Genomic DNA, 17,662 nt, shown 5'->3' on the forward strand with positions numbered 1-17,662 from the left:
CCGCTCTGCGCGGCCGGGGCACTCGCCTCCGAGGGGGGCGCGAGCGGCGCGCCGTCGCGCTCCACGCTCACGGCTACCGCAGCGCCCGACCCCGGCTTCGTCGGCTGGCTCTTCGGAGGTTTCGCCGAGGACCTCGTCGCGCTCGCCGCTGGCACACGCGCCTCAGCGCACCCTCACGACCGCCTTGCACTGCACCGGCTGCCGGCTCTCCTGGCCGTACATGACGAGGGCGAGCGTGCCTCCGCCGGCGCCCTGCGCCGGCTCGCTCCGCCGCGCGGGCGCGGGGCTCGGCCCGCCGCGCCCGCCCTTCGCGTACGCGCCGAGCGGCGCCGCAGGCGGCGGCCCAGCGAAGCGCGCGATGAGCTTCTTCACGACGCCGGGCGGCTCGTAGAAGCCGAGGCCGCCCTCGTAGCGCTCGTCGCGCACGACGAGCTCCACGGCGTCGAGGCACGCGCGCTCGCGCGACCACCGGATCACCGCGACGCCGGCCGTCCCGGCCGCGGTGATCCCCGGCAGCGCGCCGGGCACGAGGCCGATCTCCGTATCGAACGACAGGACCACGCGCGCCTCTCCGCCGCGCGGCGCGCAGGCGGGGTCCCCGCCCGCGCCGAGCGCTCCGAGCGGGGCGAGGGCTTCCTCGTGGCCCAGGGTGCCGAGCACGGGGTCGACCGGTGAGAGCACCGCGCCGCCGTCTCCTGCCACCGCCACGAAGACGGGCGCGCCCGCGCGCGCGCCTGCGCCGAAGGCGAAGCGCGCCCGATGCGCCGCGGTGCGCTGCACGTGGAGCTCCCGGATCGCCGGAGGCGGCCCGCCGCCCCCGGGCCGCGCGCCACGAGCCTCGCCGCGCGCGCCGCGGAAGTCGACCGAGCTCACCGCGAGGCCGTCGTGCCGAGGGCTCAGGAACACCGCGCGATCGCCGAGATCGACGCCGATCGCGGGCTGGGGGGCGCAGCCGCCGACCGGCCGCGTGACGAGCGCGGCGTCCAGCAGGCCGGCGAGGCACACCTCCGCCGGGCCGGCCGCGACGGGGGCCACGCGACCGTCGCGATCGATGACGAGCCCGATCTGCGCCTCGTACGGCCGGTACGCGAGCTGGAGCAGCCCGGCGCTCGCGAGCGGCACGGTGGCACGGTGGATCTCGGCACGCAGGTCGAGCGGCGCGATCCACGCGAGCTCCGCGTCGGCAAAGGGGCCCGGCAGGCCGCCGCTGCCCGACGGGCCAACGCTGAACGACGGCAGCGTCAGCATCCCGAGGGTGCCGAGCCGCAGCGTGCCCGCCATCCGCGAGGGCGGCGCGGCGACGGCGCCGAACCCGGACGACTCCGGCACGCGCGCGGCGTCGAGCGGCCCCGCGAAGGTGCAGGCGAGCCGCGCGAGGGGCGGCAGCGCCGGAGGCCGCGCCCCCCTGTCGCGGTCGGGCCGGGGTCGCGCGGGGGGCGGCTCGGCCATCGCCGCGCCGGGCGGCGGCGCGGCGCTCGCCGCGCCGGAGCGCGGGGCCGACGCCCACCCGAGCCGGAGGAACGGACCGACGCGGCAGCCCACCGCCGAGCAGCCGTTGAGGCGCGCGGCCACGCCGCCCGGCGGCGGCGGGACGGGCGCCCACCGCTGCCCTCGATCGATCGTCTCGAAGAGCCCGCCGTCCTCGGTCTCGGCGAGCGCGAAGGGGCCCGACGCCGCGATCGAGCTCGCGCGCGCCGGCACGGCGTGGCGGCGCGGCCGGCCGGCGGGGTCGATCGTGATCGGCGCGGGGTCGGCCGCGTAGCCGTGCACGGAGAGCCAGCCCTCGACGGCGCCGTCCGCGCGCGCGGCGAGCGCGCGCGAGAGCAGCTCCGCCCGCTCCTCGCCATATGGGGGCAAGAGGAGCGGCGGCTCGCCCCGCGCGAGCCGCACGACGCGCAGCGCGCCGTGCACCTCGACGCGCTCGCCGTCCGGCAGGAACGCGCCGGGGCGCGCGATGAGGGCGACCGCGCCCCCGCCACGGCGCGGTATCCAGGCGAGGACGTCGCTCGCGTCCGCCGCGTCGAGGCGGTGCTCGACCCAGTCTCCTGGCCCGCGCCGCACGCAGAACACCGCGCTCTGTTGCGTCGAGTCGCCGGCGACCGCCCCCTGAGAGAGCGCGCGGAGATCGATCCGCGGCCTCGGCGGCCCGTCGCACGGCCCCACGTAACCGAGCGCCTCGCCGTCGACGCCAACGAAGCGATCGGTCTCCCGCGCCGGCTCGGGCAGGAGCTCGAAGGAGCGCTCGACGCGGAGCGCGCGCGCGTCGCTGGAGAGGTCGACGACGCTCGCGCGCTCCGGGCCGGCGCAGACGGCGAGCAGCGCGTCGCTCGCGCGGAACGGCGCGCACTCGCCGCTGCCGGGCGGGAGCGGCGCGACGGACGAGGCGCGGCCGTTCGCGAGGTCGATGCGGCCGATGAGGCCGTCCACGGCGAGCGCGGCCCCGCCGTCGGCGAGCGGCAGGCCCGAGGCGACGGCGTCCGCGAGCTGCTCGAAGGGCGCGCGGCCGAGCCACCCGTGCTCGACGCCGGCCTCCGGCGGCGCGTGCCGCGCGCGGGGCTCGCCGAAGCGACCGCTCGGCGCGACGGCGCGCTCGAGGCCGAAGGCCAGCGAGGCGACGATCTCCTCGCCGCGAACGTCGAGCGCGATCGCATCGCCGAGCTCCGCCGTGACGTCGCGGTACGACGCGCCCGCGTCCAGCGTGAGGAGCGCGCGCCCGAAGACGGTGAGGCCGAGCGCGCGCCGCTGGCTGGCCGCCGCGGCCGCGACGATGGACGGCAACCCGAGCGGCCGCAGCGCGCCGCTCGCGCCCTGGACGACGAAGCTCCCGGCCGCCGTGATCAGCCCGATGCCGTCCAGCCATGGGAACGCGGTGACGATGTCGCCCGGCAGGGTCGCGAGCTTGTGGAGCTCTCCGCCGAAGCTCTCGGCGGTGTAGATCTCGCCGCCGCTCCAGAACAGGTAGCGCGCGGCGTCGATGGCGGCCGCGCCGGGCCGGGCCCACGCGGGGAACGTCGCGCCGCCGGCGAGCACCACGCCGCCCGCGCCGAGCGGCTCGATCCGATCGAGGCCACGCAGCTCGGCGCGCTGGCCGTTGAGGATCGCCCTGTCGACCTCCTGCCCGTCGATGACCACGCGTTCGACCAGGCCGAGGTCGGCCTGCGCGACGTACCGGGCCGGGCCGAGCGCGACGGTCGAGGTGGCGCGGGGAGGCGGTTCGAGCGCGCCGGGAGGCGCGGCCGCCGGCTCGGCCGCGCCGCACGCCGCGAGCGCGAGCGCGGCGAGGAGAGGAGCCACGACATCTTCGGCGGTCATGCGGGTGCGGGCCTCGGCGGGCGCGAGTGGTGCCGCTCTGCGCGGCGCCGAGCGCGATGCTACCCGCGAAACGTGTCGGCCTTGAGGTTGTACCGCCTCATCCAGCGGTGCACCTGCACGCGATCCCTCCCCAGCACGCGCGCCACGGCGGCGACGTTCCCCTGGTGCCTCGCCAGGAGATCCCGAAGCACGCCCTCCTCCGGGGTGGTCCTCGGCGGCAGCGGCCCGCCCGGCGCGGACGCTCCGTCCTCCGCGGGCTCCTCGTCGTACTGCGGGTAGACCGTGGCGCGGGAATCCTCCACGAGCGGGCTCGCGAGGGCAGCGCCCCGGGCCCCGTACGTCTTCATCCGATCGCGGATGCTGTCGCTGAGATCCTGGATGCCGAACTCGGCGCCGCGATCCGCGGCGGCCCAGCGCTTCAGGAGCGCCTCGAGCTCCCGCACATTGTAGGGGAAATCGTGGTGGAGCAGGGCCGTCATGGAGACCATGCTGGGCCGGATCTCGGACCGGCCGTGGCGCGCCGCGAGCGCGGTGCAGAGCAAGAACATGTCTTCCTTGCGTTCGCGGAGGGGGGGCAGGGTCACGCTGTGCTCGTTCAGGCGACCGAACAGATCGGCGCGGAAGGCGCCCGTCTGCTGGAGCTTGTCGAGATCGCGGTGCGTGGCGGCGACGATCCGCACGTCGATCCGCTCGGCCTGCGTCCCGCCGAGCGGCGTGAACTCCTTCGACTGGATCACCCGGAGGAGCTTCGCCTGGGCTTCCGCCGGCATGTCCCCGATCTCGTCGAGGAAGAGCGTGCCCTCGTGGGCCGCGCGGAGGATGCCCGCCCTGTCGCGGTCGGCGCCCGAGAACGCGCCGCGCCGGTGCCCGAAGAGCTCCCCCTCGACGAGGGCGGCGGGGATGGCGGCGCAGTTGACGGCCAGGAACGGGCCGCGCCGGCCGCTCCAGTCGTGGAGCTGCTGGGCGAAGATCTCCTTTCCCGTCCCGCTCTCACCGCGGATCAGCACCGAGAGCTCGCTGCGCGCGATCTCGTGCAGGCTGCGGGCGAGGGTCCGGGTCTGGTAGCCGCCCACGATCCGCCCCATCGAGAAGCTCGGCGGCCCCTCCTGCGAGCCCGAAGGCTCGACGTAGGCCCCGTCGATGCGGTAGCGGGCGTAGCTCTCGACGTCGCGCTCGACGAACTTGAAGATGGCGTCGCCGACTCGGACCTGGTCGAGGTGCGCGATGGGCGCCTCCGTGACGAACTCGCCGTTGCAGAGCGTGCCGTTGCGGCCGCCGAGGTCGGTCAGCCGCCAGACGCCGCCCCGCCGCTCGATCCGAGCATGATGGCGCGAAGCGCTCCGCGTCGGCACGGACACATCCGCGGTCGGATCGCGGCCGAGGACCGAGCCTTGCTCGAGCACGGGGTACGCAGGACGGAATTGCTCGTAGTTGTCGGCGTAGAGCAACACGAGCCCCGCCCCGGCGCTGGTCTGCCGAGAGAACGGAGCACGAAATTGCATTGACGCTGTACTATCGATGTCCTTCGACCGTTCTGTCCCGTCGCCGTGCATTGGGAATGGTGATGGTACCAACCTATCCGTCCGCCGGGCGCATCATTCGTCCGAGCCGATCGTGCTCGCGGAGGGGTCTTCGGAGCGGCTGCCCCACATCCACGCCGCGCCTCAGCCGTCCTCGGGCCGCGCGCCCACGGAGCACACGAGGCGCTGCGTCGTCGCCTGCGCTCGCAGCGCGCCTTGTCCTGCGCCGCTCCCCTGCCCCCGCGCGGCCGTCCACCGCGCGATCAGCGCCGCGTCCTCCGCGCGCTCACCGCGCCGCCTCGAGTCGGAGGCCGCGAGGTGCAGCGCTTCGAGGCAGACGCGCTCGCGCCCCCAGCGCACCTGCGCGAGGCCCTGGTTCCCGAGCGCGATCGCGGGCAGCGCCCTTCGATCGAGGCGCAGCGCGCGCTCCGGATCGAGCGCCACGAGCGCGCGCCACGCGCCCCTCTGGGCGCGGCAGCGCGCGTCGCTGGCGGCGGTCAGCGTCGCCCAGGGCGCGAGCGCGACCACCTCGCCCGCGGTCCCCCCCATGCGGTCCAGCACCGCCGCGCCCGCGATCTCGAGGGCCGAGCCGTCGAGCACCAGCACGCCGGCCTCCCCATCGTCGCGCCACGCGAGGGTCATCGGCCGGCCCCGGAGCTCCTCGCGGTCGAGCGCCAGGAGGCGCGCAGGCCGCCGGGGCTCCGGCGTGTGCTCCTCGACGGCCACGCGGCGCCGGAGCTCGCCGAGCACGAGCGCGCGGCCAGGACCGAGCAGGAGACCCGGGGCCCGCCCCGGCGCGGTGTCCGCGTAACCTCGGCGCGGCTCGAACGCCGGGAGCGCCCGCGCGCCGTGCGGGCCGAGCAGCAGCTCGCCCGCCTCGGCGAGGACGAGCAGCCCGACCTCGCCGCTCGCAGCGAGCAGCGGCATCGACGCGCTGCGCTTCCCGCCGTGCCCGCCGCTCGGCGCGAGCTCGGTCGCGTTCAGCCGGAGCGCCTCGCCGCGCAGATCGAACGGCGGGAGGTAGAGCACGCTGTGCGTCCGGACCGCCGCGACCTTCGGGCCTCCCTTTCCCGGCGCCGCGCCGCCCTTGCCCGACGCCACGCCGCTGGGCGGCGCCTCCTCGGGCGCGGCCTCCTCGGCGGGCGGCGCCTCCTCGGCTGGCTGCGCGGCGCGCCCAGGCGGCGGCGCGTCGGCGACGACATCGAGCGTCTCGCCATACAACGTCGGCACGGTCCATCGCTCCGAACCAGCCTCGGGCGCGGCGCGCGGGCGCAGCGCCGGCAGCTCGACCGGCGCGCAGGAGAGCGACGGCAGCGCCGCCGGCGGCTCGTCGATCCGGCCGACGCCGCCCACGCAAGCCGCCGCGTCCGCCCCGGCGGCGCCCGCGCGGCTGGCATCCGCCGCCCCGCAGCCGGGACCCGGCGCGGCGGCGATGGCCGGCGACGCCTCGCCCGCGCCCCAGCCGAGCCGCACCACGCCACTCAACGCACAGCCGAGCGCGGAGCACCCGCCCTGGAACAACGGCGGGGGCACCGGCGAGCGCCCGGCGGCGCGCCACGTGCGGCCGTGATCGAGCGTCTCGTAGAGCTCTGTGCCGGCCGTGACGAGCACGCCGTGGTCGCCGGTCACCACCATCCCCGCCGGATCCGGCGGCAGGGCGTGCGGCGAGACCGTCCCGTCATCCGCGATCGTGACGCCCAGGCTCCCCTGCCCGACGGGATCGGGCCACTCGACCGACGACAGCCACCCGTCGACCCCGCCGTCCTCGCGCGCGCGAAAGCGCCTGTCGACGAGCGCCCGTGTCCCGTCGCGCAGGGGCGGCGTCCAGTACCAGCCGGGGAGGTGCCCGCGGAGCTCCACGACCCGCGCGCCCCCCTCGTCGCGGCCCCGCGGCGCCCCGGCGGGCGGCGGCAGCCGCGCGTCGCGCTCGCCCCTCAGCAGCGCGATCGCGCTCCCGTCCCGGCGCGGCGCCCAGCCGACCAGCGTCTGCGACTCGCCGAGCTCGACCGCATGCTCGACCCAGTCGTCCGGGCCGCGCCGCACGCAGATCCTCGGGTGGATCACGACCTCGCCGTAGCGGCGATCTCGCTCCTCGTCGCTGGCGACCCGCGGCGACGCCGCGCAGCCGCCGACGTAGCCGAGCGCGCCGCCGTCGTCGGCCACGAAGAACCCGTCGTCGCTGAAGGAGCGCTCCATCCGCGGCGCCTCGCCGCGCTCGGAGCGCAGGACGTAGCTGCCGTAGCCGTCGTAATCGTCCCACACGCAGAGGAAGAGCGGCCCGTCCTTCGCCGGCACCGGCGCGCAGCCCAGCCCGTCCGGGAGCCAGCCGGAGAACCGCTCGCGCACCGCGCCCGTGCTCACGTCGATCCGCGCGACGCCGCCCTCGAACACCCCGAGCGCGGTCCCGTCGGGCAAGAGCGCGCCCGCGGAGATGGCCGCCGCGAGCGGCGCGAGATCGTCGAGGACGGGGGCGTCGCGGGAGGCGGCCTGGGCGCCTGCGAAGAGCAGCTGGAACGACCCGCTCGGCTGCCAGATCGCGCGGGGATCGCCGTCGGGCCGGCCGAGCGAGCCGTCCGGGAGGACGGCCACGCGCCCGAGCGCCGTGTCGAGCGAGAGCGCGTCCGGGGCGACGCTCAGGGCGCGCACTGCGATCCCGAGCCGCTGGCCGACGTCGATCCACGTCCTGCCGCCGTCCGCCGTCGTCGCGGCGCGGCCGAAGACGTCGAGGCGCGCCGCGCGCGCGGCGTCCAGCGCGGCCAGATCGTGGATGGCCGGCATGTCGAGCGCCCGGCCCCGATCCTCGCCCGGCAGGAGCTCCCGCGGCCCCTGCTCCATGAAGACCACGACGCCTCGCAGGCCGTTGCGGGCGCCCCGCACCGCGCCGCCGCCGCCGAGCGCCACCTCCGCGAGCGGCCCCGTGAAGCCGCGCGAGCGGAACGCCCTGCGCCGGGTCCAGTGCAGGAAGCCCCCGCCGAGGTGGGGCGCGATCGCGAGCGATCCGACGACCGGCTCGCCGGACGCCCACAGATCGGCCTCCCACGCCGCCGCGGCGACGCGCCCGTCTCCGCCGAGCTCGATCCGCGCGCCCTCCGTGACGACGCGCGCCGCGACGGCCGCGGCCGGTCCGTCGTGCGTCGCCCGGAACACGCCCTCGGAGAGCGCCTGGAAATAGCGCGCCCCCGCCGGGGCAGCGCTGGCGGAGCCGGTCGCGCCCGACGCACGCGCGGCCCGAGCCCCCGCGCCGGTCGCCGGGCTCGGCTCGGGCGCACGCGCGCAGGCGGCCGCGAGGAGAGCCGAGATCAGACCGAGCGAGCGCACCAGCATCTGGGGGAAAGCACGACGGTATCCGTTGTCGCGCCCCCGTCCAGCGTCGATCCACGTCCTCGCCCCCCCCACGACGTCACCCCCGGCGGCCGCGCCCGTCGTCCCCTGCGGCCGCGCCCGTCGTCCCCGGCTCCCGCGCTCCTCGCCCTCGGCGCCCGCGCTCCTTCGCGCAGCGGCGTCGTAAGCTGCAGCCGCGGCGCCCTGCGCCCGCCCGGAAAGCCTGTGCACTCCCCTCCCCGCCTCCGACGACCCACCCGCGACGAGCTCCTCGCCGCCGCCGGCAAGACGGTGCCGGACGTCATCGCCCCGGACCTCGACGTCCTCTTCTGCGGCATCAACCCGGGCCTCTACACCGCCGCCGTCGGGCACAACTTCGCCCGCCCCGGCAACCGGTTCTGGCCGGCGCTGCACGCCGGCGGATTCACCGATCGCGTGCTCTCCCCGTCCGAGGAGCGCGCGCTGCTCGAGCTGGGGGTTGGGATCACCAACGTGGTCGAGCGCGCGACCGCGTCGGCGGACGAGCTGTCCGCCGAGGAGCTCGCCGCGGGCGGGCGGCGGCTCGAGACCACGGTGCGACGCTACCGCCCTCGCTTCCTCGCCGTGCTCGGAATTGGCGCCTATCGAGGCGCCTTCGGCAGGCCCCGCGCCGTGCCCGGCCCCCAGACAGAGACGCTCGGCGCAACGCGGCTCTGGGTGCTGCCGAACCCCAGCGGGCTCAACGCCAGCTACCAGCCGGACAGGCTCGCGGCGATGTTCCGCGCCCTCCACGAGGCGGTCACGTCGACCCGGGCCACGCGGTGAGCGGCGAACGCGCGCCGACGCCGATCCCCTGAGACGAAGGTCCAGCCCACCGCCGCCGCCCCGCGCGACATTCGTCCTGCGCCGACTCGGCTCTTCCGCTTCAGGCCAGCTCAGCGGCGGCCACGGAGGACACAGGCGGTCTCCCGGCGCGCCTACTCGGGCAGCGCGTTCGCCTCCTCCTGAGGCACCTTCGCGCGCGCGCGGCGGGCCTCTTCCCGGACGGCCGCGAGGCCGGGCGGCCCCTCGGGCGATCGCCCGCCGCGGTTGGTCACCGCGGCGAGCCACGCAAACGGCGAGTCGGGCGCGCTCTGCGCGACGAGGAGGACGGCGCGGGACGCGTAACGCGAACAGCCGTCCTCGCACACGGGCAGGACGAGGCGGAGCCCTCCGCCGCCACCTCGGCCCACGAGCGGCGCCACGCGGAGCTCCGACGGAGGCGGCGACAGCACGGCCATCACCGCGCGCGCCATCAGATCGACGAACGTCGCTCCGGACATCGCAGGCGGCTCGGAGGTCGGCATCCCCGCGACCTCCGCCGCGTCGAGCCGGCTCGGCGGGAGCGCGAAGAGCCCCGCTCCGTCGTCCGCCGCCGCCGGCGACGGCAGCAGCGCGCCCGCGAGCGCTCCCACGAATGAAGCCAGCTTGAGTCCGAATCGCATACGCGCTCCCTCTGCGGCACGTCCAGCAGGCCCCATGCCAGCCACGCGCTGCCGGCCGCGGCGTCGCGGCGCCGCATCCACGACGGTCCGCTCCGTTCGGCGCGCGTGACGGATCGCCACAGCGTGGCGCGCGGAGCCCGATCCCGCGCGGCCTTGTCGCTGCGCGCTGGAGGTGCCGCGGCGAGCCGGAGATGTCCGCTTCGAGCAGGACAATGGCCCTCGCCGCGCGCGCGCCGCTTTCGCTTGCCAGAAGGTCCGGGCGCCGTTAACCGTCTTCGTCATGCCCGACCGAAAGCCAGGGCTGAGCCCGCTTCAGGTGAAGTCCTCGGTCCAGCCGGGCGCTCCCCTCCCGTCCGCTCCGTCCGAGCCCGTGGCGAGCATCCTGCTCGTCGACGATCACCGCGCGAACCTCCTCGCCCTCGAGGCCGTGCTCGATCCGCTGCGCCAGCGGCTCGTCACCGCGCAATCCGGCGAGGAGGCGCTGGAGCACCTCCACCGCGAGGAGTTCGCGCTGATCCTCATGGACGTGAAGATGCGCGGAATCGACGGCTTCGAGACGGCCGCCCGCGTGAGGGGGCTCGATCGGGCGAGGCACACGCCGATTATCTTCATCTCGGGGCTGCCGGAGGACGAGGACCGACGGTATCGCGGCTACCGCGAGGGCGCGGTCGACTATGTCGTCAAGCCGTTCAATCCCGACATCCTCCGCGCCAAGGTGGCGGTCTTCGTCGAGCTGCACCGGAGGGCCGAGCAGATCAAGCGGCAGGAGGCCGCGCTCCGCCAGCTGGAGCGCCAGGCGAGCGACGAGGTGTTCCGGCGCATCATGGACACCAGCATGATGGGCCTGCTCTTCAGCGACTACGAGGGGCGCGTCATCGAGGCGAACGACTGCTTCCTGTCGATGATCGGCTACACCCGTGAGGACCTCAAAGCGGGGCTGCTCAGCTGGCAGGAGCTCTCCCCGCCGGAGTACGAGCACGTCCACCACGACGCGATCACCGAGCTGAGCCTCCACGGCGTCACGAGGCAGTTCGAGAAGGAGTACATCCGCAAGGACGGCAAGCGCGTGGCGGTCCTCGTCGGGTCCGCCCGCATCGAGACGCAGCGGCGCAACCTCACCTACGTGCTCGACATCAGCGAGCGCAAGCGCGCCGAGGCCAACGTCAGCCTCCTCGCCGGCGCGGGCGAGATCCTCTCGTCCTCGCTCGACTTCCGCGAGACGCTCGGGCAGCTCGCCCGGCTCGTCGTCCCGCTGCTCGCCGACTGGTGCGCCGTGGACATCCAGGGCCAGGACGGCGCGATCCAGCGCGTCGCCGTCCAGCACACCGACCCGCAGAAGGTGGAGCTCGTCCGCCAGATCGAGCAGAGCTATCCTGTCGATCCCGCGGCGAGCCGCGGTGTGCCGAAGGTGCTCCGGACGGGCGAGGCCGAGTGGGCCTCCGAGATCCCGGACTCCCTGCTCGTCGAGAACGCGCGGGACGAGGAGCACCTCCGGATGGCGCGCGAGCTCGGCCTCCGGTCGTACCTGGTCGTGCCGCTGGCGGCGCGCGGCCGCGTCCTCGGCGCGATCACGCTCGCGCACGCCGAGTCGGGCCGGCACTACACGAAGGTCGACGTGCAGTTCGCCGAGGAGCTCGCCCGGCGCGCCGCCCTCAGCGTCGACAACGCCCTCCTCTTCGAGCGCGAGGTCACCGTGCGCAAGGAGGTCGAGACGCTCGCGGAGGAGCTGAAGCACAGCGAGGCGCAGTTCCGGCTGCTCGCCGAGACGATGCCGCAGCTCGTGTGGACGAACCGCCCGGACGGCCACCACGAGTACTTCAACCGGCGCTGGTACGACTACACGGGGCTCACCGCGGAGGACACCGGCGGCGAGGGCTGGAGCCGGATCATCCACGCCGACGAGCACGAGCGGGCGATCGAGGCCTTCCGGGAGGCGCTCCGCACGGGCGAGCCGTACGAGAGCCAGTGCCGGCTCCGGCGCGCGGACGGCGTGTACCGCTGGTTCATCGGCCGGGCGGTCGCCGCGCGCGACGGGTCGGGCCGCATCGTCCGCTGGTTCGGCACGTACACGGACATCGACGATCAGAAGCGCGCCGAGGAGGAGCGGCAGCGGCTCGTCCAGGCGCTGGAGCGCAGCAACAAGGAGCTCGATCAGTTCGCGTACGTCACGAGCCACGACCTCAAGGCGCCGCTCAGGGGCATCGCCAACCTCTCGCAGTGGATCGAGGAGGACCTGAACGACAAGATGACGGCCGAGAGCCGCAAGCAGCTCGATCTGCTGCGCGGGCGCGTCCACCGGCTCGAGAACCTCATCGACGGGATCCTGAGCTACTCGCGGGCGGGCCGCGCCCGCGAGAAGCCCGAGGCGATCGACGTCGGCAAGCTCCTCCGGGAGGTCATCGAGCTGCTCGCGCCCCCGCCGGAGACGCTCGTGGAGATCGCCCCCGACATGCCCGTCCTCGTCACGGAGCGCGCTCCGCTCCAGCAGACGTTCCTGAACCTGATCGGCAACGCGCTGAAGCACGCCGGCGGCACCGATCCGGAGGTCCGGATCAGCGCGCGCGACGCCGGACCGTTCTGGGAGTTCTCGGTCTCCGACAACGGGGCGGGCATCGCGCCCGAATACCACGACCGCATCTGGGGCATCTTTCAGACGCTGAAGGCGCGCGACAAGGTCGAGGGCACCGGCATCGGCCTGTCGGTCGTGCAGAAGATCGTCCAGAGCAAGGGCGGGCGCGCCTGGGTCGAGTCCGCCGTCGGCGCCGGCGCCACCTTCCGTTTCACCTGGCCCAAGATCGAGGCCAGAGAGGCCAGAGAGCCTTCATCCCCCTCATGAGCCCGCCTTGAGCGCGGGGCGTGGCGCGCGGCGACACGCCTCGATCGCCGGACAGGCACGGAGCTTGAACGACCTCCTCGGAACACGAGGCGGCTTATCGCGGCCGACCTCGAAAGGAGGGTCCACATGCTGTCGATGTCCAACCTGCCCAGGCTCTGCCTGGGCGCGCTTGCGCTCTCGCTGTTCACCGCGTGCGCCGCGGCACCACCCCCGGAGCAGGCTCGGCCTGAGCCGAGGTTACCCAACCCGGGCCCGGATGGAGTCTACAAGGTCGAATGGCCCGATCTCAGGGAAGGCGAAGATCGGTTCATCGGCCTCACCCTCGGGGCCGACATCGCCGACGTCTGCCGCCTGCCCAAGACGAGCTTCGCCTTCGACTCCGCCGAGCCGCTCCCGCAGGATCACGTGGAGCTCCGGGCGCTCGTCGACTGCCTGCTCTCATCGAGCCTCCAGGGCGCGAGGATAGAGCTCGTCGGCCGCGCCGATCCGCGCGGCACCCCGGCGTACAACCAGGATCTCTCGCTCCGCCGCGCCGCGCGGGTGAAGGAGATCCTCGTGAAGGAGGGCATCCCCGCGGATCGCATCACGACGCGCGCGACGGGCGCCGCCGAGGCGGTCGGAGCTCAACCGATGTATTCCTATGGCTATGATCGCAGGGTCGACGTCGCGCTGATCGGCGTCGCCCATGCCCCTCGGTGACGCGCGCGCTCGCCCGCTCGCCCGCTCGCCCGCTCGACGGACGCGGCTCGGAGCCCTGCCGGAGCGGCGCTGCAGCTGGCTCTCCCTCTCGGCAGGGCGGCACTCCTCCCCCAATCCAACCTCTTCCGTTGGCGACGGCGCCGCGCGCCGCGGCCCTTGGTTCACCGGCGCTCGTCTCACGGCGCGTGTTGCGCCCGAGGCGCGTCACGACAGCTGTGGCGTTTCGTCACGCAAGCGCCACGGCGGCGCTCCGCGGCCCCGGGGACAGGCGCTCTGGGCGCAAGCTCTCGGTTGGTCCGGGCCCTGCAATGGTTTCCCGACACGAACCGGCGGATGTCGTGTCCGTCACGAGGAGACAAGAGCCATGACGAACCGAATGAACAACGCGGTGGGGACTGCGAAGGGTGTGGTTGAGTCGGCGGCTACCGGCGCGGGCGTCGCCGCGACGGCGGCCAGGACGACGGCGTTCGACGTCGCGAAGGCGGTCGCCGGCGTCGCCGCCACGGTCGGGGCGCTCGGCTTCGACGACGTGCTCGGGTGGGTCGGGCTCTCGCGCAAGCGGAGCCCGCTCACGGCGCTCGGCCTCTTCGGCGCCGGCCTCGCGGTGGGCGCGGGCGTGGCCCTGCTGCTCTCGCCGACGTCGGGCGAGGCGCTGCGCCGCGAGCTCCTGACCCGCCTCGACGGCCTGAAGCGCCAGGCGACCCGCGGGGTCGAGCAGGCCGAGCGCAAGGTCCAGGACAAGGTCGGCAGCGCGGTCGACGCGGTGAAGGGCGCGGTCGCGCCGTCCGACGCGAGCTCCGCGAACTCGCATTACGGCATCGAGGGAGCTGGGCTGTCCCACGGCGGCGAGAGCGGCCATCACCTGAGCTGAGGCGCTGGCCGTGTGGCTCGAAGCCATCATCACGCGGGAGGATCTCGCGCAGATCCTGGGCGAGTTCCTCCCGGTGAAGATCCACCTGGACGACGACGAGACGACCGATCGCTGGCTGTACCTGGGCAAGGCGACCGAGATTGCCCTGGCCGACGACCTGGGCTTGCGGGTCACCTGCCCGGCGGAGCTCCAGTGGTCCATCGCGGGCGTCAACCCCACCATCCGGCTCGATGAGCTCAAGGTGCTGATTTGCCCCGAGATCATCGAGAGGAACAAGGGGAACGTCCTGGCGTTCAACGTCGAGCTCGAGGAGGCGGACATCCGCGGCATCCCCTCGATCCTCGACCACACCGTCATGAAGGCGGTCAACGCGGCGCTCGCGAACAAGCGGCCTGAGTGGAACTTCACGAAGACGCTCACGCACACCGTGGGGCTCCCCTCCAACCTCGATCCGATCGAGGGGCTGCACATCGGGGTCGCCTGGGGCAAGCGCCGCATCAGTCAGGACGCGCTCGTGCTCGTGGTCTCCTTCAAGCTCAATTTCGTTCGAGGCGATTGAGCTTCGCGATTCCCGACGAGCGCCCCGCCCCCCTCTCCGGGTTGGCGGGGCGCTTTGCTCGAGCGTCGTTGTGTCCGGAACCACGCTGCGCGAGGCTTGGTTAACGCCTATGCCGACGCGCTAACCCACCTGAGGAGCCAGGTGAATCCTCCCGAGCCGACCCCCGCGCCCGCGCGTGAGCGCGCCCGCGATGTCCGAGTGCTTGACGAGCCCGAGGTAGCTCTCTCCGTCGAAGACGGCGACCACCGGCGTGTTCTTCTCGATCATCTGCCGCCCCACCTCGTCGAGCGACACGTCCGCCGCCACCCGGGGCACGTCGCAGCGCATGATCCACGCGATGAACGACCCCTCCTGGCCGGCGGCCAGCGCGCGCATGACGTCCGTGCGCGTCACGACCCCGATCACGCGGTCCTCGTAGACGACCGGGAAGTCCGGCTCCTGGCTCGCGAGGATCCGCCGCGCGGCGTCGCCCACGAGCTCGCCAGGCCACAGCTGGACCGCCCTGCCCTCGCTCGGAGGCTCTTCGGGCGGCGCCACGGGCGCCATCACCGCCTGCGCCGCGCTCCACTCCCGCCGCGCCTCCACGAAGAGGAGCGCCGATAGCGCGGCCATGACGAGCTGACCACCGAACAGGCCCATGAAAAACAGCACCGCCGCCGCCGCTTGCCCGAGCGCCGCCGTCATCGACGTCGCGAGCCAGGCACCGGTGAGCGGCGAGAGCGCCTCGCGCAGCGCGCGCCCCCCCTCGAGCGGCAACGCCGGCAGCAGGCCGAGCAGGGCGATCCCCAGGTTCGCGCTGGCGATCCACACGATCGCAGCCTCGCGCGAGGGCGCTTCGGCGGCCTGAAGGACCGACATCCACCCGAGCTCACCCAACCCGCGCGGGGCCTCGACGGCCAGCGCGAAGAGCACCGCGAGGGCCACGTTCGCCGCGAGGCCGAGCGCGCCGCCCTGCGCCCACCCGGCCGCGGGACGCGAGCGGCTGACGATCGGGCCGAGCGGCGAGAGCTGGATCTCGCGCAGCCTCAGCCCGAGCTGCCTCGCCACGATCCCGCGCACGAGCGCCTGCAGCGCCACGCACCCGAGCAGCGCCGCGCCCAGCGCGCAGCCGAAGAGCGCGCCGCTCCAACCGTGCCGCGCCCCCCACTGGAGCGCCCCGATCGGGAGCAGCAGGCCGAACGCCGCATGCGCAAACACATCAACACCGCCGAGCCGCGTGATCCTGATGACCGACTTCATGGTGTCTTGCTCCTGGGTTCCCGCAGGCACCTGCACGCAGTTCCGACGTGCCACTGCCTCCTCCCCCGGGGCGTGGCGCACACCTCGTCGCGCGATCGACGGCTCGGCTGACGGGCACTTGTCCCAGATCTTTCTGACTTTACTGCAAATCACGTGCCGATTTCCTGCGCCTCACCTGCGAGGGAGCGGCGCGCGGAGCCCTTCCAGGCGGTCAGGGAGGGCGCGACTGACCTGAAGGGCTGTTCCGCAGCGCCGGTCGTCATCGTGTCGTCATCGCGTCGGAGCCCCTGTGGCAGGGCCTGGACCGGCCTGTGAGACCCCCGAGGGACGCGGCGGATGCCGGGCTCATCGCACTTCGCCTGAATGCCGCGGTGTGGCGTTCCGCTACATGGTGGGCGCACGCCGTCACGGCGCCACATCGGGCAGCCCGTCGCCCGCTCCAGCCCGGCGCGTGCGGCCCGAGGCCGGACCACGACCCTCTGCGACTTCCGAGAGAGAGGCGCTCCGGGTCAAACGCTCCTGCGGCAGGTACGCGCCGCCCTCCAGCTCCTGGACCCAGCGGAGCATCTCCTCGCGAAGCCAGCACCGCAGATCGAACAGCTGCCCAGGATCGCGCGCCGAGACGAGGAGACGCACCTCGATCGTGCGCTCTGTCACATTCGTGACCTGAACGGCCTTCACGCGCTCGTCCCAGAGCTCGCTGCTCGGGAGGATCGACTCGAAATGCCGCCGCAGAGCGTCCACGGGGGTCCGGTAATCCACGTAGATCTCGACGGTGCCCAGCTTCTCCGCCCCGTGCTTCGTCCAGTTCTGAAACGACTGGTCCAGGAGCCTCGCCGTCGGGACGATGAGCCGCCGCTCGTCCCAGATCTTCACGACCACGTGGGTCAGCCGGATCTCCTCGATCGTCCCGAACTCGCCGTCCACCACGACCTTGTCGCCGAGGTCGATGGGGCGGGTGAACAGGATGTGGAGGCCCGACAGGATCGCGCCGACCGGCTTCTGCGCCGCGAGGCCGAGCACGACGCCCGCGATGCCCGCCGACGCCAGCAACGAGACGCCGACGTTCCTCACCGCCTCGAAGTTCAGGAGCACGAGCGCGCTCGCCACGATCACGATGAGCACCCGCGCGACCCGCTCGAGCACGCGCGCCTGGGTGCGAAGCCCGCGGGACGACTCGCTCCCCTCCTCGAGGTGACGCAGGGCGCGCGCGTCCAGCACCTCCGTGAGGATCCCCACGATGCGCAGAAGGAGCCACGCCACCCCGCCGATGAACAGCGCCGAGAGGAGCGACCGCAGATCGGTCACGAGGCCCTGACCGAGCCGCGTGAGCTTGGCGAGTCCCGCTGTCAGGACGACCCCGAGACAAAGGGTCACGGGGCCGATTGCCGCGTCGAGTGTCTTTTCGTCCCACGGCGTCGCGGTCCGTCGCGCGACGACCGAACCGGCGCGCCGGAAGACGCCCGCGGCGATCCGAGCGAGCCCGAAGCCGACCGGAACGCTCGCCGCGACGATCACCCACGGCCACACTCCATCCCCCGGGATCCCCAGCCGGGCGCCGAGCGATTCAAAGTTCGAGTTCTGCATGCGTCCACTCCTTCACCAGCGCACCAGCGCCGCGCGCGCCTCCGTGGCCTGGAGCCCCAGGGACACGTGCCTCCCCGCCGCGCTCTGGAGAGCGGCGCAGAGGGCTGTGACCGAGCGAGGCGCGCCGGGCTCATCCATCGTGTGTGCGGCGTCCCCACGGCACAGGGCGTGCCGCGGCCCCCTCCCCCGCGTGTCCAGCCAGATCCCCGCCGCTCGCCGACCAGAGCTCGCGAGGACGGATGGAGGCAGGCGCGC

Annotated in this window: 11 protein-coding genes; 5 read left to right on the forward strand and 6 right to left on the reverse strand. The window is 74.2% G+C overall.

Annotated elements, in window-relative coordinates; all coding sequences use genetic code 11:
* Positions 1-162 precede the first annotated feature (162 nt).
* From WME73_RS28415 to WME73_RS28425, 3 genes are all read right to left on the reverse strand, one after another.
* Positions 163-3,312, reverse strand: a complete 3,150-nt coding sequence (locus WME73_RS28415; RefSeq protein ID WP_437911564.1) for a hypothetical protein — start codon at positions 3,310-3,312, stop codon at positions 163-165.
* A gap of 59 nt (positions 3,313-3,371) precedes the next feature.
* Complete coding sequence (locus WME73_RS28420; protein WP_437911565.1) at positions 3,372-4,814, reverse strand: sigma 54-interacting transcriptional regulator; 1,443 nt, start codon at positions 4,812-4,814, stop codon at positions 3,372-3,374.
* Positions 4,815-4,976: 162 nt separating this feature from the next.
* A complete protein-coding gene (locus tag WME73_RS28425; protein ID WP_437911566.1) occupies positions 4,977-8,384 on the reverse strand; it encodes a hypothetical protein in 3,408 nt (1,135 codons plus the stop codon).
* A 60-nt stretch (positions 8,385-8,444) separates the two neighbouring features.
* Here WME73_RS28425 and mug point away from each other — a divergent pair, with 60 nt between their 5' ends.
* Positions 8,445-8,957, forward strand: coding sequence for a G/U mismatch-specific DNA glycosylase (gene mug, locus WME73_RS28430; RefSeq protein WP_437748042.1), 513 nt, complete (start codon positions 8,445-8,447; stop codon positions 8,955-8,957).
* 152 nt (positions 8,958-9,109) lie between these two features.
* Here mug and WME73_RS28435 read toward each other — a convergent pair whose 3' ends face one another.
* Positions 9,110-9,616: a hypothetical protein gene (locus WME73_RS28435; RefSeq protein WP_437739525.1), complete on the reverse strand. Its 507-nt coding sequence runs from the start codon at positions 9,614-9,616 to the stop codon at positions 9,110-9,112.
* Between the two features lie 280 nt (positions 9,617-9,896).
* Here WME73_RS28435 and WME73_RS28440 point away from each other — a divergent pair, with 280 nt between their 5' ends.
* From WME73_RS28440 to WME73_RS28455, 4 genes are all read left to right on the forward strand, one after another.
* A complete protein-coding gene (locus WME73_RS28440) occupies positions 9,897-12,452 on the forward strand; it encodes a PAS domain S-box protein (protein WP_437739526.1) in 2,556 nt (851 codons plus the stop codon).
* Between the two features lie 126 nt (positions 12,453-12,578).
* On the forward strand, positions 12,579-13,151 hold the full coding sequence (locus WME73_RS28445; protein WP_437739527.1) for an OmpA family protein: 573 nt from the start codon (positions 12,579-12,581) through the stop codon (positions 13,149-13,151).
* A 364-nt stretch (positions 13,152-13,515) separates the two neighbouring features.
* Positions 13,516-14,022, forward strand: coding sequence for a YtxH domain-containing protein (locus WME73_RS28450; protein WP_437850066.1), 507 nt, complete (start codon positions 13,516-13,518; stop codon positions 14,020-14,022).
* A gap of 10 nt (positions 14,023-14,032) precedes the next feature.
* Positions 14,033-14,581: a hypothetical protein gene (locus WME73_RS28455; RefSeq protein ID WP_437739529.1), complete on the forward strand. Its 549-nt coding sequence runs from the start codon at positions 14,033-14,035 to the stop codon at positions 14,579-14,581.
* Between the two features lie 120 nt (positions 14,582-14,701).
* Here WME73_RS28455 and WME73_RS28460 read toward each other — a convergent pair whose 3' ends face one another.
* Both WME73_RS28460 and WME73_RS28465 read right to left on the reverse strand, forming a co-directional pair.
* Positions 14,702-15,820 carry a CBS domain-containing protein gene (locus tag WME73_RS28460; protein WP_437739530.1) on the reverse strand — a complete coding sequence of 373 codons (1,119 nt, stop codon included), beginning with the start codon at positions 15,818-15,820 and terminating at the stop codon, positions 14,702-14,704.
* Between the two features lie 405 nt (positions 15,821-16,225).
* Positions 16,226-17,407, reverse strand: coding sequence for a mechanosensitive ion channel family protein (locus WME73_RS28465; RefSeq protein ID WP_437739531.1), 1,182 nt, complete (start codon positions 17,405-17,407; stop codon positions 16,226-16,228).
* Positions 17,408-17,662 lie beyond the last annotated feature (255 nt).

This window comes from Sorangium sp. So ce302, from assembly GCF_051530145.1.
Lineage (GTDB): Bacteria > Myxococcota_A > Polyangia > Polyangiales > Polyangiaceae > Sorangium > Sorangium cellulosum_B.

Bases quoted from the DNA above. Each gene is read 5' to 3' on its own strand.
- WME73_RS28415 (WP_437911564.1), bottom strand. From the start codon at position 3,312: ATGACCGCCGAAGATGTCGTGGCTCCTCTCCTCGCCGCGCTCGCGCTC.
- WME73_RS28460 (WP_437739530.1), bottom strand. From the start codon at position 15,820: ATGAAGTCGGTCATCAGGATCACGCGGCTCGGCGGTGTTGATGTGTTT.
- WME73_RS28435 (WP_437739525.1), bottom strand. From the start codon at position 9,616: ATGCGATTCGGACTCAAGCTGGCTTCATTCGTGGGAGCGCTCGCGGGC.
- WME73_RS28445 (WP_437739527.1), top strand. From the start codon at position 12,579: ATGCTGTCGATGTCCAACCTGCCCAGGCTCTGCCTGGGCGCGCTTGCG.
- WME73_RS28420 (WP_437911565.1), bottom strand. From the start codon at position 4,814: ATGCAATTTCGTGCTCCGTTCTCTCGGCAGACCAGCGCCGGGGCGGGG.
- WME73_RS28450 (WP_437850066.1), top strand. From the start codon at position 13,516: ATGACGAACCGAATGAACAACGCGGTGGGGACTGCGAAGGGTGTGGTT.
- WME73_RS28465 (WP_437739531.1), bottom strand. From the start codon at position 17,407: ATGCAGAACTCGAACTTTGAATCGCTCGGCGCCCGGCTGGGGATCCCG.
- WME73_RS28440 (WP_437739526.1), top strand. From the start codon at position 9,897: ATGCCCGACCGAAAGCCAGGGCTGAGCCCGCTTCAGGTGAAGTCCTCG.